The organism is Neobacillus solisequens (assembly GCF_051233465.1).
Lineage (GTDB): Bacteria > Bacillota > Bacilli > Bacillales > Cytobacillaceae > Neobacillus.
Map to the genome: position 1 here is coordinate 99,364 of NZ_JBKFGJ010000021.1, position 15,642 is coordinate 115,005.

The 15,642-nt window shown below is 37.9% G+C and carries 14 protein-coding genes; all 14 read right to left on the bottom strand.

Annotation, left to right across the window (positions count from 1 at the left end):
- Positions 1-177: 177 nt before the first annotated feature.
- The gene (locus ACI3K6_RS19900; protein ID WP_335475795.1) at positions 178-1,044 is read right to left on the bottom strand and encodes a 2-oxoacid:ferredoxin oxidoreductase subunit beta; all 867 of its coding nucleotides are present in this window, start codon (positions 1,042-1,044) and stop codon (positions 178-180) included.
- Positions 1,045-2,784, bottom strand: coding sequence for a 2-oxoacid:acceptor oxidoreductase subunit alpha (locus tag ACI3K6_RS19905; RefSeq protein ID WP_335475793.1), 1,740 nt, complete (start codon positions 2,782-2,784; stop codon positions 1,045-1,047).
- Positions 2,785-3,316: 532 nt separating this feature from the next.
- The gene (gene spoVS, locus ACI3K6_RS19910; protein WP_038541258.1) at positions 3,317-3,577 is read right to left on the bottom strand and encodes a stage V sporulation protein SpoVS; all 261 of its coding nucleotides are present in this window, start codon (positions 3,575-3,577) and stop codon (positions 3,317-3,319) included.
- A 175-nt stretch (positions 3,578-3,752) separates the two neighbouring features.
- Positions 3,753-4,550, bottom strand: coding sequence for a TIGR00282 family metallophosphoesterase (locus ACI3K6_RS19915; RefSeq protein WP_335475791.1), 798 nt, complete (start codon positions 4,548-4,550; stop codon positions 3,753-3,755).
- A gap of 95 nt (positions 4,551-4,645) precedes the next feature.
- Complete coding sequence (rny, locus tag ACI3K6_RS19920; protein WP_435556199.1) at positions 4,646-6,205, bottom strand: ribonuclease Y; 1,560 nt, start codon at positions 6,203-6,205, stop codon at positions 4,646-4,648.
- A 307-nt stretch (positions 6,206-6,512) separates the two neighbouring features.
- Entirely contained in the window at positions 6,513-7,553 is a 1,041-nt protein-coding gene (gene recA / locus ACI3K6_RS19925) for a recombinase RecA (RefSeq protein WP_335475787.1), read from the bottom strand.
- A gap of 499 nt (positions 7,554-8,052) precedes the next feature.
- Positions 8,053-9,303: a competence/damage-inducible protein A gene (locus ACI3K6_RS19930; RefSeq protein ID WP_435556200.1), complete on the bottom strand. Its 1,251-nt coding sequence runs from the start codon at positions 9,301-9,303 to the stop codon at positions 8,053-8,055.
- A gap of 22 nt (positions 9,304-9,325) precedes the next feature.
- On the bottom strand, positions 9,326-9,904 hold the full coding sequence (pgsA, locus tag ACI3K6_RS19935; protein WP_335475783.1) for a CDP-diacylglycerol--glycerol-3-phosphate 3-phosphatidyltransferase: 579 nt from the start codon (positions 9,902-9,904) through the stop codon (positions 9,326-9,328).
- Between the two features lie 87 nt (positions 9,905-9,991).
- Positions 9,992-10,888: a helix-turn-helix domain-containing protein gene (locus ACI3K6_RS19940; protein ID WP_335475781.1), complete on the bottom strand. Its 897-nt coding sequence runs from the start codon at positions 10,886-10,888 to the stop codon at positions 9,992-9,994.
- A 20-nt stretch (positions 10,889-10,908) separates the two neighbouring features.
- Positions 10,909-11,697, bottom strand: coding sequence for a DUF3388 domain-containing protein (locus tag ACI3K6_RS19945; protein WP_335475779.1), 789 nt, complete (start codon positions 11,695-11,697; stop codon positions 10,909-10,911).
- A gap of 175 nt (positions 11,698-11,872) precedes the next feature.
- Positions 11,873-12,121 carry a DUF3243 domain-containing protein gene (locus ACI3K6_RS19950; RefSeq protein WP_335475776.1) on the bottom strand — a complete coding sequence of 83 codons (249 nt, stop codon included), beginning with the start codon at positions 12,119-12,121 and terminating at the stop codon, positions 11,873-11,875.
- A gap of 78 nt (positions 12,122-12,199) precedes the next feature.
- Entirely contained in the window at positions 12,200-12,922 is a 723-nt protein-coding gene (ymfI, locus tag ACI3K6_RS19955; RefSeq protein WP_335475774.1) for an elongation factor P 5-aminopentanone reductase, read from the bottom strand.
- Between the two features lie 74 nt (positions 12,923-12,996).
- Positions 12,997-14,289 carry an EF-P 5-aminopentanol modification-associated protein YfmH gene (yfmH, locus tag ACI3K6_RS19960; RefSeq protein ID WP_435556201.1) on the bottom strand — a complete coding sequence of 431 codons (1,293 nt, stop codon included), beginning with the start codon at positions 14,287-14,289 and terminating at the stop codon, positions 12,997-12,999.
- The gene (yfmF, locus tag ACI3K6_RS19965; protein ID WP_335475770.1) at positions 14,289-15,569 is read right to left on the bottom strand and encodes an EF-P 5-aminopentanol modification-associated protein YfmF; all 1,281 of its coding nucleotides are present in this window, start codon (positions 15,567-15,569) and stop codon (positions 14,289-14,291) included. Before yfmF ends, yfmH begins: the two co-directional genes overlap by 1 nt.
- Between the last annotated feature and the right edge of the window lie 73 nt (positions 15,570-15,642).

The window sequence follows — 15,642 nt, forward strand, 5'->3', positions numbered from 1 at the left end:
TTTCTTCTTTTTGACTATGAAAGTTTTTTTAAAACTTAACTTCAATAGCTCAATAAATTTGGCTTTATCTGCACATTATAATAGTATAAAGGTTTACATGTTTGAAAACAATAGAAAATCAAGGCTGCTCAAAGTGCGTAAAAAATCCCGGGGGATACCCGGGATTTTACTAATTTATTACATAAATTCGGCTACTAATTTATCAAAGTAGTTTTGATCAAGGTTAAGCTCCGCTTGTGTAAGTGGTGCTTCTGCATATCCATGTACTAATTCTTGGTATGATTTTTGTTCAGTATTCTGATAAATCAAACCTGTAACTAAACCGTTATGCTTCATTAACGTGTTCATTGCCATTTCACGGCTATGTGGATTGTAGCCTTCTATTTCACTTAATTTCGTAAGGTTCTCTTTAAACCAATCGTAGGTATTTACCTTATTGTACGTTACACATGGGCTGAATACGTTGATTAAAGAAAATCCTTTATGCCTAATTCCTGCCTCAATTAAAGCAGTTAAATCTTTTAAATCAGTTGAAAAACTTTGAGCAACAAAGGTAGCTCCAGTTGTTAAAGCTAATTCCATTGGAGAAATCGCTTGTTCAATTGATCCTGCAGGAGTTGATTTTGTCTTAAAGCCTGCTGCAGAACGTGGAGAAGTTTGTCCCTTTGTTAGACCATAAATTTGGTTATCCATTACGATATATGTGATATCAATATTGCGGCGAATAGCATGTACAGTATGACCCATTCCAATCGCAAAACCGTCACCGTCACCACCAGAAGCAATAACTGTTAAATCACGATTTGCCATCTTAACACCTTGAGCAATCGGAAGTGAACGGCCATGAATTCCATGGAAACCATATGAGTTAATATAACCAGAGATACGTCCGGAACATCCAATACCAGAAATAACAGCCAAATTTTCTGGTTCTAAGCCAGCATTTGCAGCAGCACGTTGAATTGCCGCTTGTACAGAGAAGTCGCCACAGCCAGGGCACCAGTTCGGTTTAACATCATTGCGGAAATCTTTAAAAGTGGCCATTTAGAACAACTCCTTACATTTTGTATAAACTTCATGTGGCAAGAAAGGATTACCATCATATTTAAGATGTTTATAGATTTTATTAGCGTGTCCAACGTTCATTTTCAAAATGTTTGTTAACTGGCCAGTCGCATTGTTTTCCACTACTACTACTTTCTTAGCAGATTCAACAAGTGGAAGAACTTCATCTGTTGGGAATGGATGAATTAAGCGAATGTGAGCATGGTTCACTTTGATTCCGTCCTTCTCTAAACGAGTCATCGCTTCTTCAATTACACCACGTGTAGAGTTAAAGCCGACGAATAATACATCTGCTTCTTCATGCTTTGCATTTTTGTAAACTGGAGTGTCAAACTTAATATTATCAAGCTTTCTCATACGCTTATCCATTTGTGCAAGCCTATTAGCAGCAGATTCAGATGGTTTACCTGTCTCAGCGTGTTCTACACCTGTTACATGGTGGATACCGTTTTTCATACCTGGAATAACCCGTGGTGAAATGCCATCCTCTGTTACTTCGTAGCGTTTAAAGTATGCATTTTTATCATCACTTGCAGGAATTTCACCAGTGATTAATTTCCCACGTCTGATTTCAACTTTACTTGAATCTAGTGGTTCAACCGTTTGTTTTCCTAATGATAATTGTAAGTCAGATATTACAATAACTGGACACTGATATTCTTCAGCCAAGTTAAATGCTTCTGCCGTATCATAGAAAGCTTCTTCAACAGTACTTGGTGCCATGACGATCTTTGGAATTTCACCATGTGTACCATAAATCATTGCCATTAAATCAGATTGTTCCTGTTTTGTTGGTAATCCTGTAGAAGGACCACCACGTTGGGTATCAACAATAACAAGTGGAGTTTCAGTCATTCCGGAAAGACCGATTGCCTCCATTTTTAAGGATAAGCCTGGTCCAGCGGATGCTGTAATGGTACGAACACCTGCATAGTTGGCGCCAATCGCCATAGTTGCAGCTGCAATTTCATCTTCTGTTTGGATAACAGTACCGCCAAGAGCAGGTAATTTTTTAATTAAATATTCCATAATTTCAGACGCTGGTGTGATAGGGTAAGCAGCCATAAAGCGACAGCCTCCTGCAATGGCACCTAATGCAATTGCATCATTACCAATCATAAACATCCGCTTTTTACCATCCGCTTTTTCCAAATGCATTGGTTGAATGTCAGAACCTAGATTGGATTTAAGATTTTCAAAACCAGCTTTGATTGCGTCCATGTTTTTAGCTACAACTTGATCGCCTTTTTTACCAAATATTTCACGTACCACTTCTTCAAAAACGTGAATATCCAAATCAAGTACAGCAGCAGTTGCACCAATCGCAACCATGTTTTTCATTAACGAAGTACCAAGCTCAGTTGCAATTTCAGTAAATGGTACGGCAAATAATGATGCTTCGGTGTCTTCAGGTTTTTTAGGATTGAATTTTGCATCAGCAAGGATAATTCCTTTGCTATGAAGCTCTTTGTAGTTTAAATCGATAGTTTCTTGATCAAAAGCTACCAGGATATCAAGATCATCAGAAATAGAGCGAATTTCAGTCGTACTTACCCTGATTTTGTTGTTTGTATGACCGCCCTTAATACGAGATGAAAAGTGACGATAGCCATACAAGTAATAGCCCAGGCGATTCAATGCAATTGCAAAGATTTCCCCAGTACTTTCAATACCTTCCCCTTGTTGTCCGCCAACTTTCCACGAAAGTTGATTGATCATGTCTTACACCCCTTTGGATATGTAAAAAATATATTGGTTGGATCATGTATTAGTGTAGCACTTTTCCGAGTAATCCACTAGAAATTAGCTTATTCATAAAAAGAGTAAAATTGCCACTAGATAGAAACAAGGATTGTACTAAACGCTTACAATTCTAGACCTATGAACCGAAAATTGCAACCCTTTACACTCAAATATTGTCTAAAATATGAATATTTTTTTATTATTTTAAATTAATGCCTTTGAATCTTTGAAAACACTAAAAAAAAACGGGACAGAACAGTATATTTGCTCATTTTGTTCAACTATTATAGTACAGTTAGAATCGATATTATATAAACTTCCTTTATTCCAAAATAATATTTTCATGGACTTACACGCTTAAATATGAATCAGAAAACACAAAAATACCTGCTTGTTTAACACAACCAGGCAATAAGTTTCATATTTTTCATTTTCAGGTGACCTTTTTTATCCCCCGCCCATGACTTACATGGTAAGAACGTTTTTTACCCCCAGTTATTTGATGATTTTATCTCGGCTCAACAATTAACTTTATTGCTGTGCGCTCTTCTCCATCAATCAGTATATCTGTAAATGCTGGGACACAAATCAAATCCACTCCGCTAGGTGCTACAAATCCTCGAGCAATGGCTACTGCCTTTACGGCTTGATTCAATGCACCTGCACCAATTGCCTGTATTTCTGCAGCTCCTCTTTCACGCAGAACTCCGGCAAGTGCACCAGCTACAGAATTAGGATTAGATTTTGCTGAAACTTTTAATATTTCCATTCCTAGCTCCTCCTTGTAAAATCCCGATTCCGCATGAGCAGTTTCATGAACAAATCAGGTATATAACATTCCACTGCTACTATATTCATGTAAAGTATGACATATTCCGGCTTGGACAAAAAAGGCTGAAGAATTCACGCAAAAAAAAATAAGAACAGGGTAAATTCTCCTGTTCTTACGAAAAAAATGGATGATCATCATTAATGAGAATAGGTTGAATCTTTTTGGCGTGTCCTGATTTAGCGTCTAAATCAATTAGGACTGCACTTAATTGATTTCTACCTTCTTTAGGTACCTCAAAACGGACAGGCAAGCTAGTTAAGAACCGTTTTAAAACCGCTTCTTTTTCCACTCCAAGAATTCCATCGTACGGTCCTGTCATACCTACATCCGTTAAATAGGCAGTTCCACCAGGTAAAATACGATGATCCGCCGTTTGTACGTGTGTATGTGTGCCAACAACAGCAGATACTTTTCCGTCCAGATACCAGCCCATTGCTTGCTTTTCACTAGTAACTTCAGCATGAAAATCAACAAATATGAATGGAGTTCTTTTTCTTGCCTTCTCCACTAGCTCATCGGCCTTTTGAAACGGGTCATCAATCGGATTCATAAATGTACGTCCTTGAAGATTAATAATGGCGACTTCATATTGATTGATTTTTAGAAAAATAATGCCTTCTCCTGGAGTATTCCTTGGAAAATTGGCAGGCCGCACTAAATATTTAGCCTGATCAATGAATTCAAAAATTTCCCTGTTGTCCCAGGCATGATTCCCTAATGTTACTGCTTGGGCACCCCATTCCAAAAATTGACGGTATATTTTTTCAGTTATTCCTTTTCCGCCTGCAGCATTCTCTCCGTTTATAATGGTTAACTGCGGACGGTACTTTTCCTTTAATTTTGGCAAATATTCTTTTACCATATCTCTGCCCGGGGATCCTACTACATCACCGATAAAAAGAAGATTCATATTTCGTATTGCCCTTTCTTTTATAAGAATTTGTTTTTAAATTGTAACATATATTTAAGTGGTCGCAAAAAATAAAGCGGTGCAAGTGCACCGCTTTACTTTGCATATTCTACAGCCCGAGTTTCTCGGATTACTGTCACTTTAATATGTCCTGGATAATCCAGCTCTTCTTCGATACGCTTCCGGATATCTCGAGCCAACCGATGTGCAGCTAAATCATCAATCGTATCTGGTCTTACAATGATACGCACTTCACGCCCTGCTTGAATAGCAAATGATTTCTCAACACCCTCATAGGATTCTGAGATTTCTTCGAGCTTTTCAAGACGACGGATATAATTTTCAAGTGTTTCACTGCGTGCACCAGGTCTGGCAGCTGATAGAGCATCTGCAGCAGCAACAAGTACGGCAATAATTGATGTTGGTTCTGTATCACCATGGTGTGAGGCAATGCTATTGATGACAACTGGATGTTCCTTGTACTTAGTAGCAAGTTCTACTCCAATTTCAACATGGCTACCTTCCACTTCATGGTCAATCGCTTTACCAATATCATGCAGTAATCCTGCTCTTCTAGCTAATGTTTCATCTTGACCAAGCTCTGCAGCTAATAAACCGGAAAGCTGTGCAACCTCCATCGAATGCTTTAATACATTTTGACCATAGCTGGTACGGAATTTCAAACGACCAAGAATCTTAATAAGATCCGGGTGAAGTCCATGGACTCCAACTTCAAAGGTTGTTTGCTCCCCAACTTCACGAATGTACTCATCCACTTCACGGCGTGATTTTTCGACCATTTCCTCAATTCGAGCAGGGTGAATTCTGCCATCTTGGACAAGCTTTTCAAGTGCCAAGCGGGCGGTTTCCCTACGAATTGGGTCAAAACCTGATAAAATAACAGCTTCTGGGGTATCGTCGATAATCAAATCAATTCCCGTTAATGTTTCAAGCGTACGAATATTACGTCCTTCACGACCGATAATACGGCCTTTCATTTCATCATTCGGAAGGTTGACTACAGAAACTGTAGTTTCCGCAACATGGTCAGCAGCGCAACGTTGGATTGCCAGCGATAGAATTTCTTTCGCTTTTTTGTCTGCTTCCTCTTTAGCACGATTTTCACTTTCCTTAATCATCATCGCTGATTCATAAGAAAGTTCTTGCTCCACACGATCGAGAATAATCGCTTTAGCTTCCTCACGCGTTAAGCTCGAAATTCGCTCGAGTTCAGTTTGTTGTGTACGTACCAACTCGTCCACTTTGCTTTCCATCTCTTCAATATGCTGTTGTCTTTGGTTTAGAGAATCTTCTTTCTTTTCTAAAAGAATTTCACGTTTATTTAACGTTTCATCTTTTCGATCTAAATTCTCTTCTCTTTGCAGTAAACGGTTTTCTTGTTTTTGCAGTTCATTTCTTCGCTCACGAACCTCACGTTCTGCTTCAGTACGAAGCTTGTGAATTTCATCCTTTGCCTCTAACAGGGCTTCCTTTTTTAATGAATCAGCATCACGTTTAGCATCTTCGAGAATCTGCTCCGCAGCATTCTTTGCACCTGCTATTTTTGCTTCAGCAATGGATCTACGAATAAAATAGCCAACAACGGCACCGACGATAAGGCCAAGCAAAATGGAGATGATCGTAATTGGGTCCATCGTTACACCTCCTCTTGCTATGAACTTTTGTTTCGTTTTTTTAAGTGTCGGCATGTACATTGTTTAGACTCAACATACAGCAAGCACTAAGGCTTTTTAGCAATGTAATATTTCCAAAAATGTAAAATATACATATTAATTGTAAAGGTGGGGCAATTTATTGTCAAGGTTTAGAAAAATTGGCTTTGGATTATTTCGAATCTTTTTCTAAAATAATAGGTGGTAAGTATGTAAATTTTATAAGCAATATTCAAATCGTTATAAAAACAGCAAGACTCTCATGGAGTCTTGCAATTTTTTTATAGGATTAATCCAATAATTCTATTTGATCGTCATCTTCCGTTTCAACAACTGTTTTTTCTCCATCCAATCCAAAGTGCTCGCGGATTTTTTGATGGATCTCCTGACGAAGTTCAGGGTTTTCTTTTAAGAATAATTTTGCATTCTCACGACCCTGACCAACTCGCTCTTCATTATAGGAGTACCAAGCACCACTCTTTTGCACAATTTCCAATTCTGCTCCCATATCGATAATTTCGCCTTCTTTAGAGATTCCTTCACCGTACATAATATCCACTTCAGCTGTTCGGAACGGAGGAGCTACTTTGTTTTTGACAACCTTAATTTTTGTTTTGTTACCAACTATGTCAGTTCCTTGCTTTAATTGTTCAGCACGGCGGACTTCAAGACGGATGGTGGAGTAGAATTTTAGAGCACGTCCACCAGGTGTCGTCTCGGGATTTCCGAACATGACACCAACCTTTTCACGAATTTGGTTTATGAAAATAGCTATTGTTTTAGATTTATTAATTGCTCCTGATAGTTTACGAAGTGCCTGTGACATTAGACGAGCTTGTAAGCCAACGTGAGAGTCACCCATTTCACCTTCTATTTCAGCTTTTGGCACTAGAGCCGCTACCGAGTCGATTACGATGATATCAACTGCTCCGCTTCGTACTAATGCTTCTGCGATTTCAAGTGCCTGTTCACCTGTATCCGGCTGGGATAGTAATAATTCGTCAATATTTACTCCCAATTTTTGTGCGTATGCTGGATCCATAGCATGCTCAGCATCGATAAATGCTGCTTGTCCGCCTTTTGCCTGTACTTCTGCGATGGCGTGAAGTGCGACCGTGGTTTTACCTGAACTTTCTGGACCATATATCTCAATGATTCTTCCGCGAGGGTATCCACCCACTCCCAGTGCTACGTCAAGTGCAAGGGAGCCGCTTGGTATTGTTGAAATTTTTGTTTCAGTTTGCTCTCCCATTCTCATAATGGAACCTTTACCAAACTGTTTTTCTATTTGCTTTAACGCCATCTCTAAGGCGGCCTTACGGTCACTCACAAATAGTTCCTCCTTTTTATCATTAAATTTACTTATTTCTGTAATCTATTAATTAATGCCTATTAATAATATAACCTCTTTTTAAGGATTTGTCGAGCAAAAACACGAACATTCATTCGACCCTTTTCTAAGGTGTTTTAAAGGAGAAAATGGCTTTTTCTAACTGCTTTTGTCATTTCTCTATGTTTTTACTTAAAGATTGGTAATTATTCTCTTATCTTCAGAAAACTACTTTCTAAATAGGAATTGGTTCTGCATGACTGCTTTTCGTTCTTGGACCTACTTTTGGAAACGTAGACCTCTTATATATGACTCTATTTCGTTGTTCTACTGATTTTCAAGCAGATAGGAAAATCTCTATCCTACCTATTTTTCATTGACACATCGAATTTCGGACAAATAAACAAACTCTATCTTCCCTGATATAAATAGAATTTAACTCTATGACAGGTAGATCATTTATTGTTCCAGTTCATTCTATAAAAAAATCACAGAGTTACTAGGCACTCTGTGATTCCTTCAAATATTTAAGTAAATAATAGCAGCCGAATTTTACGGCGCGAGCCCGATTGGCCTCTCGTGAGCCTCCAAGTGTTAGTTTTTGAACCATTGTCGGACGTCCAGCAATGGTAATTCCGATATAAACAGTTCCAACAGGTTTTCCCTCGAGTTCATCCGGACCGGCAACACCGGTAAAGCTAATACCAATGTCAGTAGAAAAAATTCTTGCCGCATTTTCTGCCAATTCTTTAGCGCACTGTTCACTAACAGCACCATGCTGATCCAATGTTTCAGAACGGACTTGTAACACCTGATGCTTGATTTCATTGGAATAGCAGACGACTCCGCCTTTAAAAACCGAACTGGCTCCGGAAATTGAGGTGATTTCCTGTTGGAACATCCCGCCTGTTAAGCTCTCGGCAGCTGTTACAGTTAATTGCCGTTTTTTTAGCAGTTTGGTCAGTTCTTCAAGAAGAGACGTATCATTATAGCCGTAAAAAAATTCACCTACTCGATGATTGATTTTCTGTTCTAAAACATCAAGCATGAATTGTGCCTCATTGTGGTCTACATGCTTTGCAGTTAACCTCAATGTAACTTCCCCATCTCCAGCGAGCGGAGCAATGGTTGGGTTTGACTGGGCATCAATTATATCGATAATTTCTGTTTCTAAAGCAGCTTCCCCTATTCCAAAGAAACGAAGGACACGAGACACAATCTGTTCTTGACTTTCGCCATGCTCTGCAAGTGCTTTGGCACCATAATGCAAAAACATCGGTTCCATTTCTTTAGGAGGTCCCGGGAGAAGCATGTAGATATGATTGTCTTTTTTTATGACCATGCCAGGTGCCATTCCGTGATCATTAGGAAGCACCTGTGATCCTTCTAAAATAAGAGCCTGTTTTCTGTTATTTTCAGTCATTGGGCGGTTCGCTCTTTTAAAATAGTCCACAACCGCTGTCAATGCCGTGTGATCGATAACAAGATTTTTTCCAAGGTGACGGGCTATGGTTTCTTTGGTCAAATCATCCTTTGTTGGCCCGAGGCCACCGGTAAAAATGATGATTTGTGCCCGTTTCTCCGCTGTTTCAATTGCTGATACTAATCGATTTGAATTATCCCCCACAACTGTGTGAAAATAGACGTCAATTCCCAAGTTTGCCAGTTGCTGAGACAAAAATCGGGCGTTGGTATTTACAATTTGCCCAAGAAGCAGTTCAGAGCCAACAGCAATAATCTCAGCATTCACATTGATCACTCCCAAAAACAAACTATTTAGAATTTTTTAGTATATGGCTGTTTTTTGCAAAATAGTCCCAGCCAGACCATATGGTAAATATTAATGCAACCCATAATGCAAGCATATCAAAACGGAATGGAATCATGACAAAAATAATGTTATGTAGTAAAAGGGATGAAATAGCAATAATTTGAGTCCATGTTTTGATTTTACCTAGCATATTTGCTGCCACTACCTCGCCTTCACCAGCAAGTAAAAGACGCAGTCCTGTAACGGCAAACTCCCTACTGATAATGACAATTACAATCCATGATGGAGCATACTGAAGCTCGACAAGAACGATCAATGCTGCTGAAACTAAAAGTTTATCAGCAAGCGGATCAAGAAATTTCCCCATATTTGTCACCAGGTTATATTTTCGTGCTAAATGACCATCAACCCAGTCAGTTGTAGAAGCAACAATAAAAATCAACGCACCAACAAAATGGGTTATGGGCATATCCGCGCCAAGGAAATGAATATTTCCCCACTCAAATGGGACTAACATAATAATTAAAAACAAAGGAATCAATAATATTCGAGATACAGTTATTTTATTTGGTAAATTCATGGTTTGTCCTCCTATTAGAAACCAAAAGGCACAATATCTAGTACCTTTTAAACAAAATTACATGAGAAAATAGCCATCAACAGATGACTATTGGCTCTTCGGTACAAATTGGATCGTAATATCCTGTCGAACTTGCTGATTTGCCGGAATGGAATACTCCAACTTTTGATCATTTACATAGATATCTGTGACAGTTGAATTTCCAATGATCATGACAGCTTCACTTTCGCCGGATAGATCCACGGTTTGATTATCAACCTGACCTGCTCTAAGGGTCCCTTGATAAAACGATTTGCCTTTTCCATTTTTCACACTTACCCAACTTTGCCCCCTGGACACTAGCTTAATAACAAATTTGTCCGCATTATTTAATGAATAAGTGGTATTACGGCCGCTACTTTGAACAACAGATACCTGTTGTTCCGCCGTTTTGACCTCTGGAGCTTTTTCTTCTTCTTTCTTTTGGCCTTTATCATTATTATTTTTTGATTTATCTTTATCAGTTGATTTTGCTTTTTCAAGACTTTCAGACTTTACATAATTTACAGGTTCATGATCTTTACTAACTTGCTCGTTTGAGTCACTTCCTGCATGACTGGACACAAAATAATAAACAATACTGGCAATACCAATGACAAAAACCACGATAATTACTTTTGGTAATATATCAAATATTTTTGAGTTTCCTTGTGAAATGGTTTTATGCGTATTTACCCTTGATAAATTTTGTGGCAATTCATCATGATGGGCTGCAGGGATCTCATTTTTATAGGTTTCAAAAATTTCATCCGGATTTAGACCAAGTGCTTCTGCATATTGCTTTATAAAGGCACGCACATAAAAATTCCCGGGCATGCTGGAGTAATCGCCTTCTTCAATTCCAATTAAATATCGTTTTTGGATTTTTGTCATAGTTTGTACATCATCGAAACTTAATCCTTTGTTTAAACGGGCTTCTTTTAATCGATTCCCTAATTCCGTCACCTATTAACACCTTCCAATAATTAAAAATCAAAATCTCCGAAATCTGAACCAGAGAACATATTGTGTTGATCAACGACCTCGTAAGTAATTTCCTCATCGGCATGATTTCTTAGCTCAATGATATAATCAAAATCTTCAAGGGTATATTCGGAGTTTTGCACAAAAATATCAGGATGTTCAATAACTTTTACAGCAGGCATCCTCATAATTTCTCTTACAAGCTGCCAATGGCGCTCATTCGCCCGCCTTGTTGAAACAATTCCATCTAAAATAAATAAATTATTAGCATTGTACTCGTCTTCAATGAGCTGATTGCGGATGGTTTGTTTTAACAGGGTGGATGACACGAATAACCACCGTTTATTAGCACAGACACTGGCTGCTACAAGAGATTCTGTCTTGCCGACTCGAGGCATTCCACGAATCCCAATCAGTTTATGACCTTCTTGCTTAAATAATTCTGCCATAAAATCAACCAAAACTCCAAGTTCGTTCCTTACAAAACGGAATGTTTTTTTATCATCCGCATCTCTTTGAATATATCTTCCATGCCTTACTGCAAGGCGATCTCTCAATTTTGGTTCTCTAAGTTTAATTATTTTTATTGTGTCCATTGTATGTAAAATTGACTCAAGCCTTTTTATCTGATTATCATCTTGTGCTTTAATGAGCAATCCTCGTTTGCCTTCGTCCACACCATTTATGGTTACAATATTAATAGAAAGCATTCCTAAGAGGGATGAGATATCACCTAATAAACCCGGACGGTTTTTTGTAATTTCATATTCTAAATACCATTCTTTTTTCATGCATTGCTTTCCCCCTTAAAGAAGTTTCGACATTTTTTTCATTCGCATCCATCTAAACCCTATCATATATGATTTTCATGGAAGATGAAAGAAAAAACACAAACCGTCATAATGGATATTATAAAAGAAGACTATAAAATATACAAAAATAAGAGAGGAGTTGCCTCCTCTCTTACTATTCACTCTTTACTAGTTTAACCATTACTTTCGCAATAGCCTGTTGCTCGTCTGGGCTAGCAACTGACCACATATCGGAAAGAACACGCTCTTGCTCGTTTTTAGGATCAACATTGTCAGCTAAATAGCCCCCGATTTGATAAGCAAGACTATTGATAGCACCTTCGCTCATTCCTTCGTTTTGAGCATGTTGGAGACGATCTCCCAGAAAATCCTGCCATTGCTTCCAGTTATCTAAAACAGACATCGTTTTGACCTCCTTTATAATGGTACAAGGTTATTTTGTGATGCAGACAGGGAAAATATTCGTACATATTTTTGAATTTTATATGTACCACCCACCGTTAATTGCTAAGATTTGCCCTGTTATGTAACTTGAATCTTCCGATAATAAAAAGGAAACACCTTTAGCGATTTCTTGCGGTAACCCTAATCTGCCCATGGGAATTTCAAATTGAATCTGTTGTAATTCCTCATCAGAGAATTCTTCCATCATCTTGGTTTCAATAGCGCCAGGTGCTATTGCATTAACTCTGATCCCATTTAAAGCCAACTCCTTACTCAATGCTTTAACAAAAGCAATCTGCGCGCCTTTTACAGTGGAATAGGCAACTTCACAGGCCGCACCAGTCTGCCCCCAAATGGATGAAATCATGACGATATTCCCTGACTTTTTCCCTAAAAATTTGGGAAGCATTTCTTTTGTCAGCATTAACGGATTGTAAACATGAAGATTTAATAACTTCTCTAGATCTTCTGATTTTAAGTCCATGAGAAGACCATACTGACTATTTCCACTGCAATAAACAATGCCATCAAGCGAGTATATTTGAGGACAAATCTGCAGATAGCCATTTTGCAAGGATAAATCAGCTTTGATGGGGATATACTCACCGCCAAATTGAATTAGATTTTGTAATAATTCCTTTATGGATGACTCATTTTGATGATAGTGCAAATACAGATGATATCCTTTTTCAGCTAAATAATAGGCGACTGCTTGTCCGATTCCTCCACTTGCTCCCGTGATTAAAATATATTTTTTCAAGCTTTCATCATCTCTTTCTCCTCAGTTAAAAATATAGTAGGAAAAGCGCCGGCAATGCGACGCTTTCCTGTTAGTTATTTTTGTTTTGGTACTACCTGGCATACAGCTATACGTTCTTCATTGATGACCTCACCTGCCAAATTTCTAACATCAGCTAAAGTGATTTTTTCAAGGGTAGGAACAACATCAAACAAATTCATATCATTAAAGGCATATCGAGTAAACTGATTAGCTATATATTCTGGAGAGTTTACTGCTCTTAAGAAGGCACCAATCTTTTTCTTTTTTGCTCGATCTAATTGTTCTTCTGTAAAAACATTTTGGCTATTGACATCCAGTAGCATTTTTTTCAGTCGTTCCGTCAACTGATCAGGATTATTCGTATCCCCACCAATCATGGCGAACCCAAAGCCTTGTTCTTGCGTGTAGTCATAGGAGAAAGTTTCATCAATCAATCCTTCATTATATAACAGGTCAAAGTTTTCGGAACTCTTGCCAAAGAGTAAATCGAGAAGAACATTCATCGTTAATTCATTTTTTAACATTTCTTCTCCCGTTTGATCCACGTGGAGTGCCTTGATCCCAACAAGACACTTAGAAGTCTGAACGTTCATGTGCAATACCTGTTTTTTCTCGGCTACTTCTGTCGATTCCTCTTCAAATTTTCGTTTAATTTCCGGCATTTCCTTATATTCTTTTTTAGCTTGATTTTCCCTGACTTGATTCATGATTTTTTCCGCGTCAATAGGACCCACTATGAATAATAGCATATTGCTTGGATGATAGAAGGTATTGTAACACTCATATAACCAGTCCTTCGTAATATGTGAAATCGATTCAATGGTCCCGGCTATATCAATGTTGACAGGATGATTTTTATATAAGTTTTGAATGATTCCAAAATAAAGTCTCCAGTCAGGGTTATCATCATACATGGTAATTTCTTGACCAATTATACCCTTTTCTTTTTCAACCGTTTTTTCAGAAAAATATGGACTTTGGACAAAATCAATTAGTGTTTCCAGGTTTTTTTCAACATTCGAAGTACTTGAAAATAAATAGGCTGTTCTGGTAAAGGAGGTAAAGGCATTTGCTGATGCCCCCTGCTTACTAAACTGTTGAAATACATCGCCATCTTCCTTTTCAAACAATTTGTGCTCAAGGAAGTGGGCAATTCCGTCAGGCACTTTTACATATTCAGTTTTTCCTATTGGAATAAAGGTATTATCGACTGAGCCATATTTTGTGGTAAAAGTTGCATATGTTTTATTGAAACCTTTTTTAGGGAGTACATATACATTAAGCCCATTCATCATTTTTTCGTGGTAAAGTTCCTCTTGAAGCTGGTCAAAAGTAATTTTTTCCATTAATTGCCCGCCTCCATTCCTGTTAGGAAATAAATTGTATCAAGTTCGATTTTATTTGCAACATCGATAATTTCTTGCCGAGTCACCTTTTGCATTTCGTCTAACCAAGTGGATAGTTTTATATCTGAAGTGGCCACAACATTATGATATAAAATTTCAAGTAGTCCTCTTGAAGTGTCAATCGTTTCTAAAATTTGATTTTGAATTACTGCTTTCGTTTGATCAAGCTCTTCATCAGTAAAGCTGCCATTTTTCATGGCATCCATTTGTTCATGGATAATCCCTACAGCCTTATCGTAATTTTTCATATCTATTCCGGACATTACCATTAAGAGACCCTTATGACTCTCCAGACGACTTGCAGCGTAATAAGCAAGACTCGCTTTTTCCCTGACATTGATAAATAGCTTTGAGTGGGAGAATCCCCCAAAGATTCCGTTAAACACTTGCAGAGCAAAATAATCCGGATCACCGTAAACTATATTGGTCTTATAGCCAATATTAAGCTTACCTTGTTTAATATCTTGTTGTTCTTTAACCTCTTTAACGTCCTGACGTTTCTTCCAATCATACGGTGGTGCTTTAATAGGGGTGCGAGATTCAAATTGAAGAAGTTCTGAAGCAAACTGTTTTACTTCTTCCTCCTTGACGTCACCTACTACATAAAGATCCATTTCATCCCCTTCTAATGCCTTTTGATAATATTCATAAAGACTTTCAGGGGTAATAGAATCAACGGCATCGGCTTCACCATTGACTTGTAAAGCATATGGATCTCCCTGACACATCTCTTCGATCAGCCTGAAGTTGGAATAACGCATTTTATCATCAAACACAGATTGAATTCGTTGCTTTTGTGTCCGTTTTTCTTTCTCTACTGTCTCTTTATCAAAAGCATTTGCAGAAACATTGGGATTCAGTAATATTTCTGAAAGCAGTTCAAAACCTTTTTTTAGTAATGGACTTGAATCGGAAAGAAACTTTTCGTTGGGTACTTCAATAAGTAAACTAATTACATGATATGGACCTTTTTTTGCCAAATCTACATACAGTGTGGCTCCATATAGTTCATCTAAATATGACCGGAGTACTGTCGTGGTTGGATGTTTTGCAGAACTGCTTTGAAGAACATGTGGAAGTAGAGCCCGTAATGTAACATCTTCTTTTGATAATGGTGCTTTCATTCTCCATACCAATAAATTAGTCTTATATTTATCTGTCTCAATGACGTGAAGCTTATATCCCTTCATTTCTATTACTTTTTCTGACATGGCATCCATTTACTTTCCTCCTTATGATAAAAAGGTCTTACCTTATGATATGTAAACATTTTTCTTTATATTTTTTCCCAGG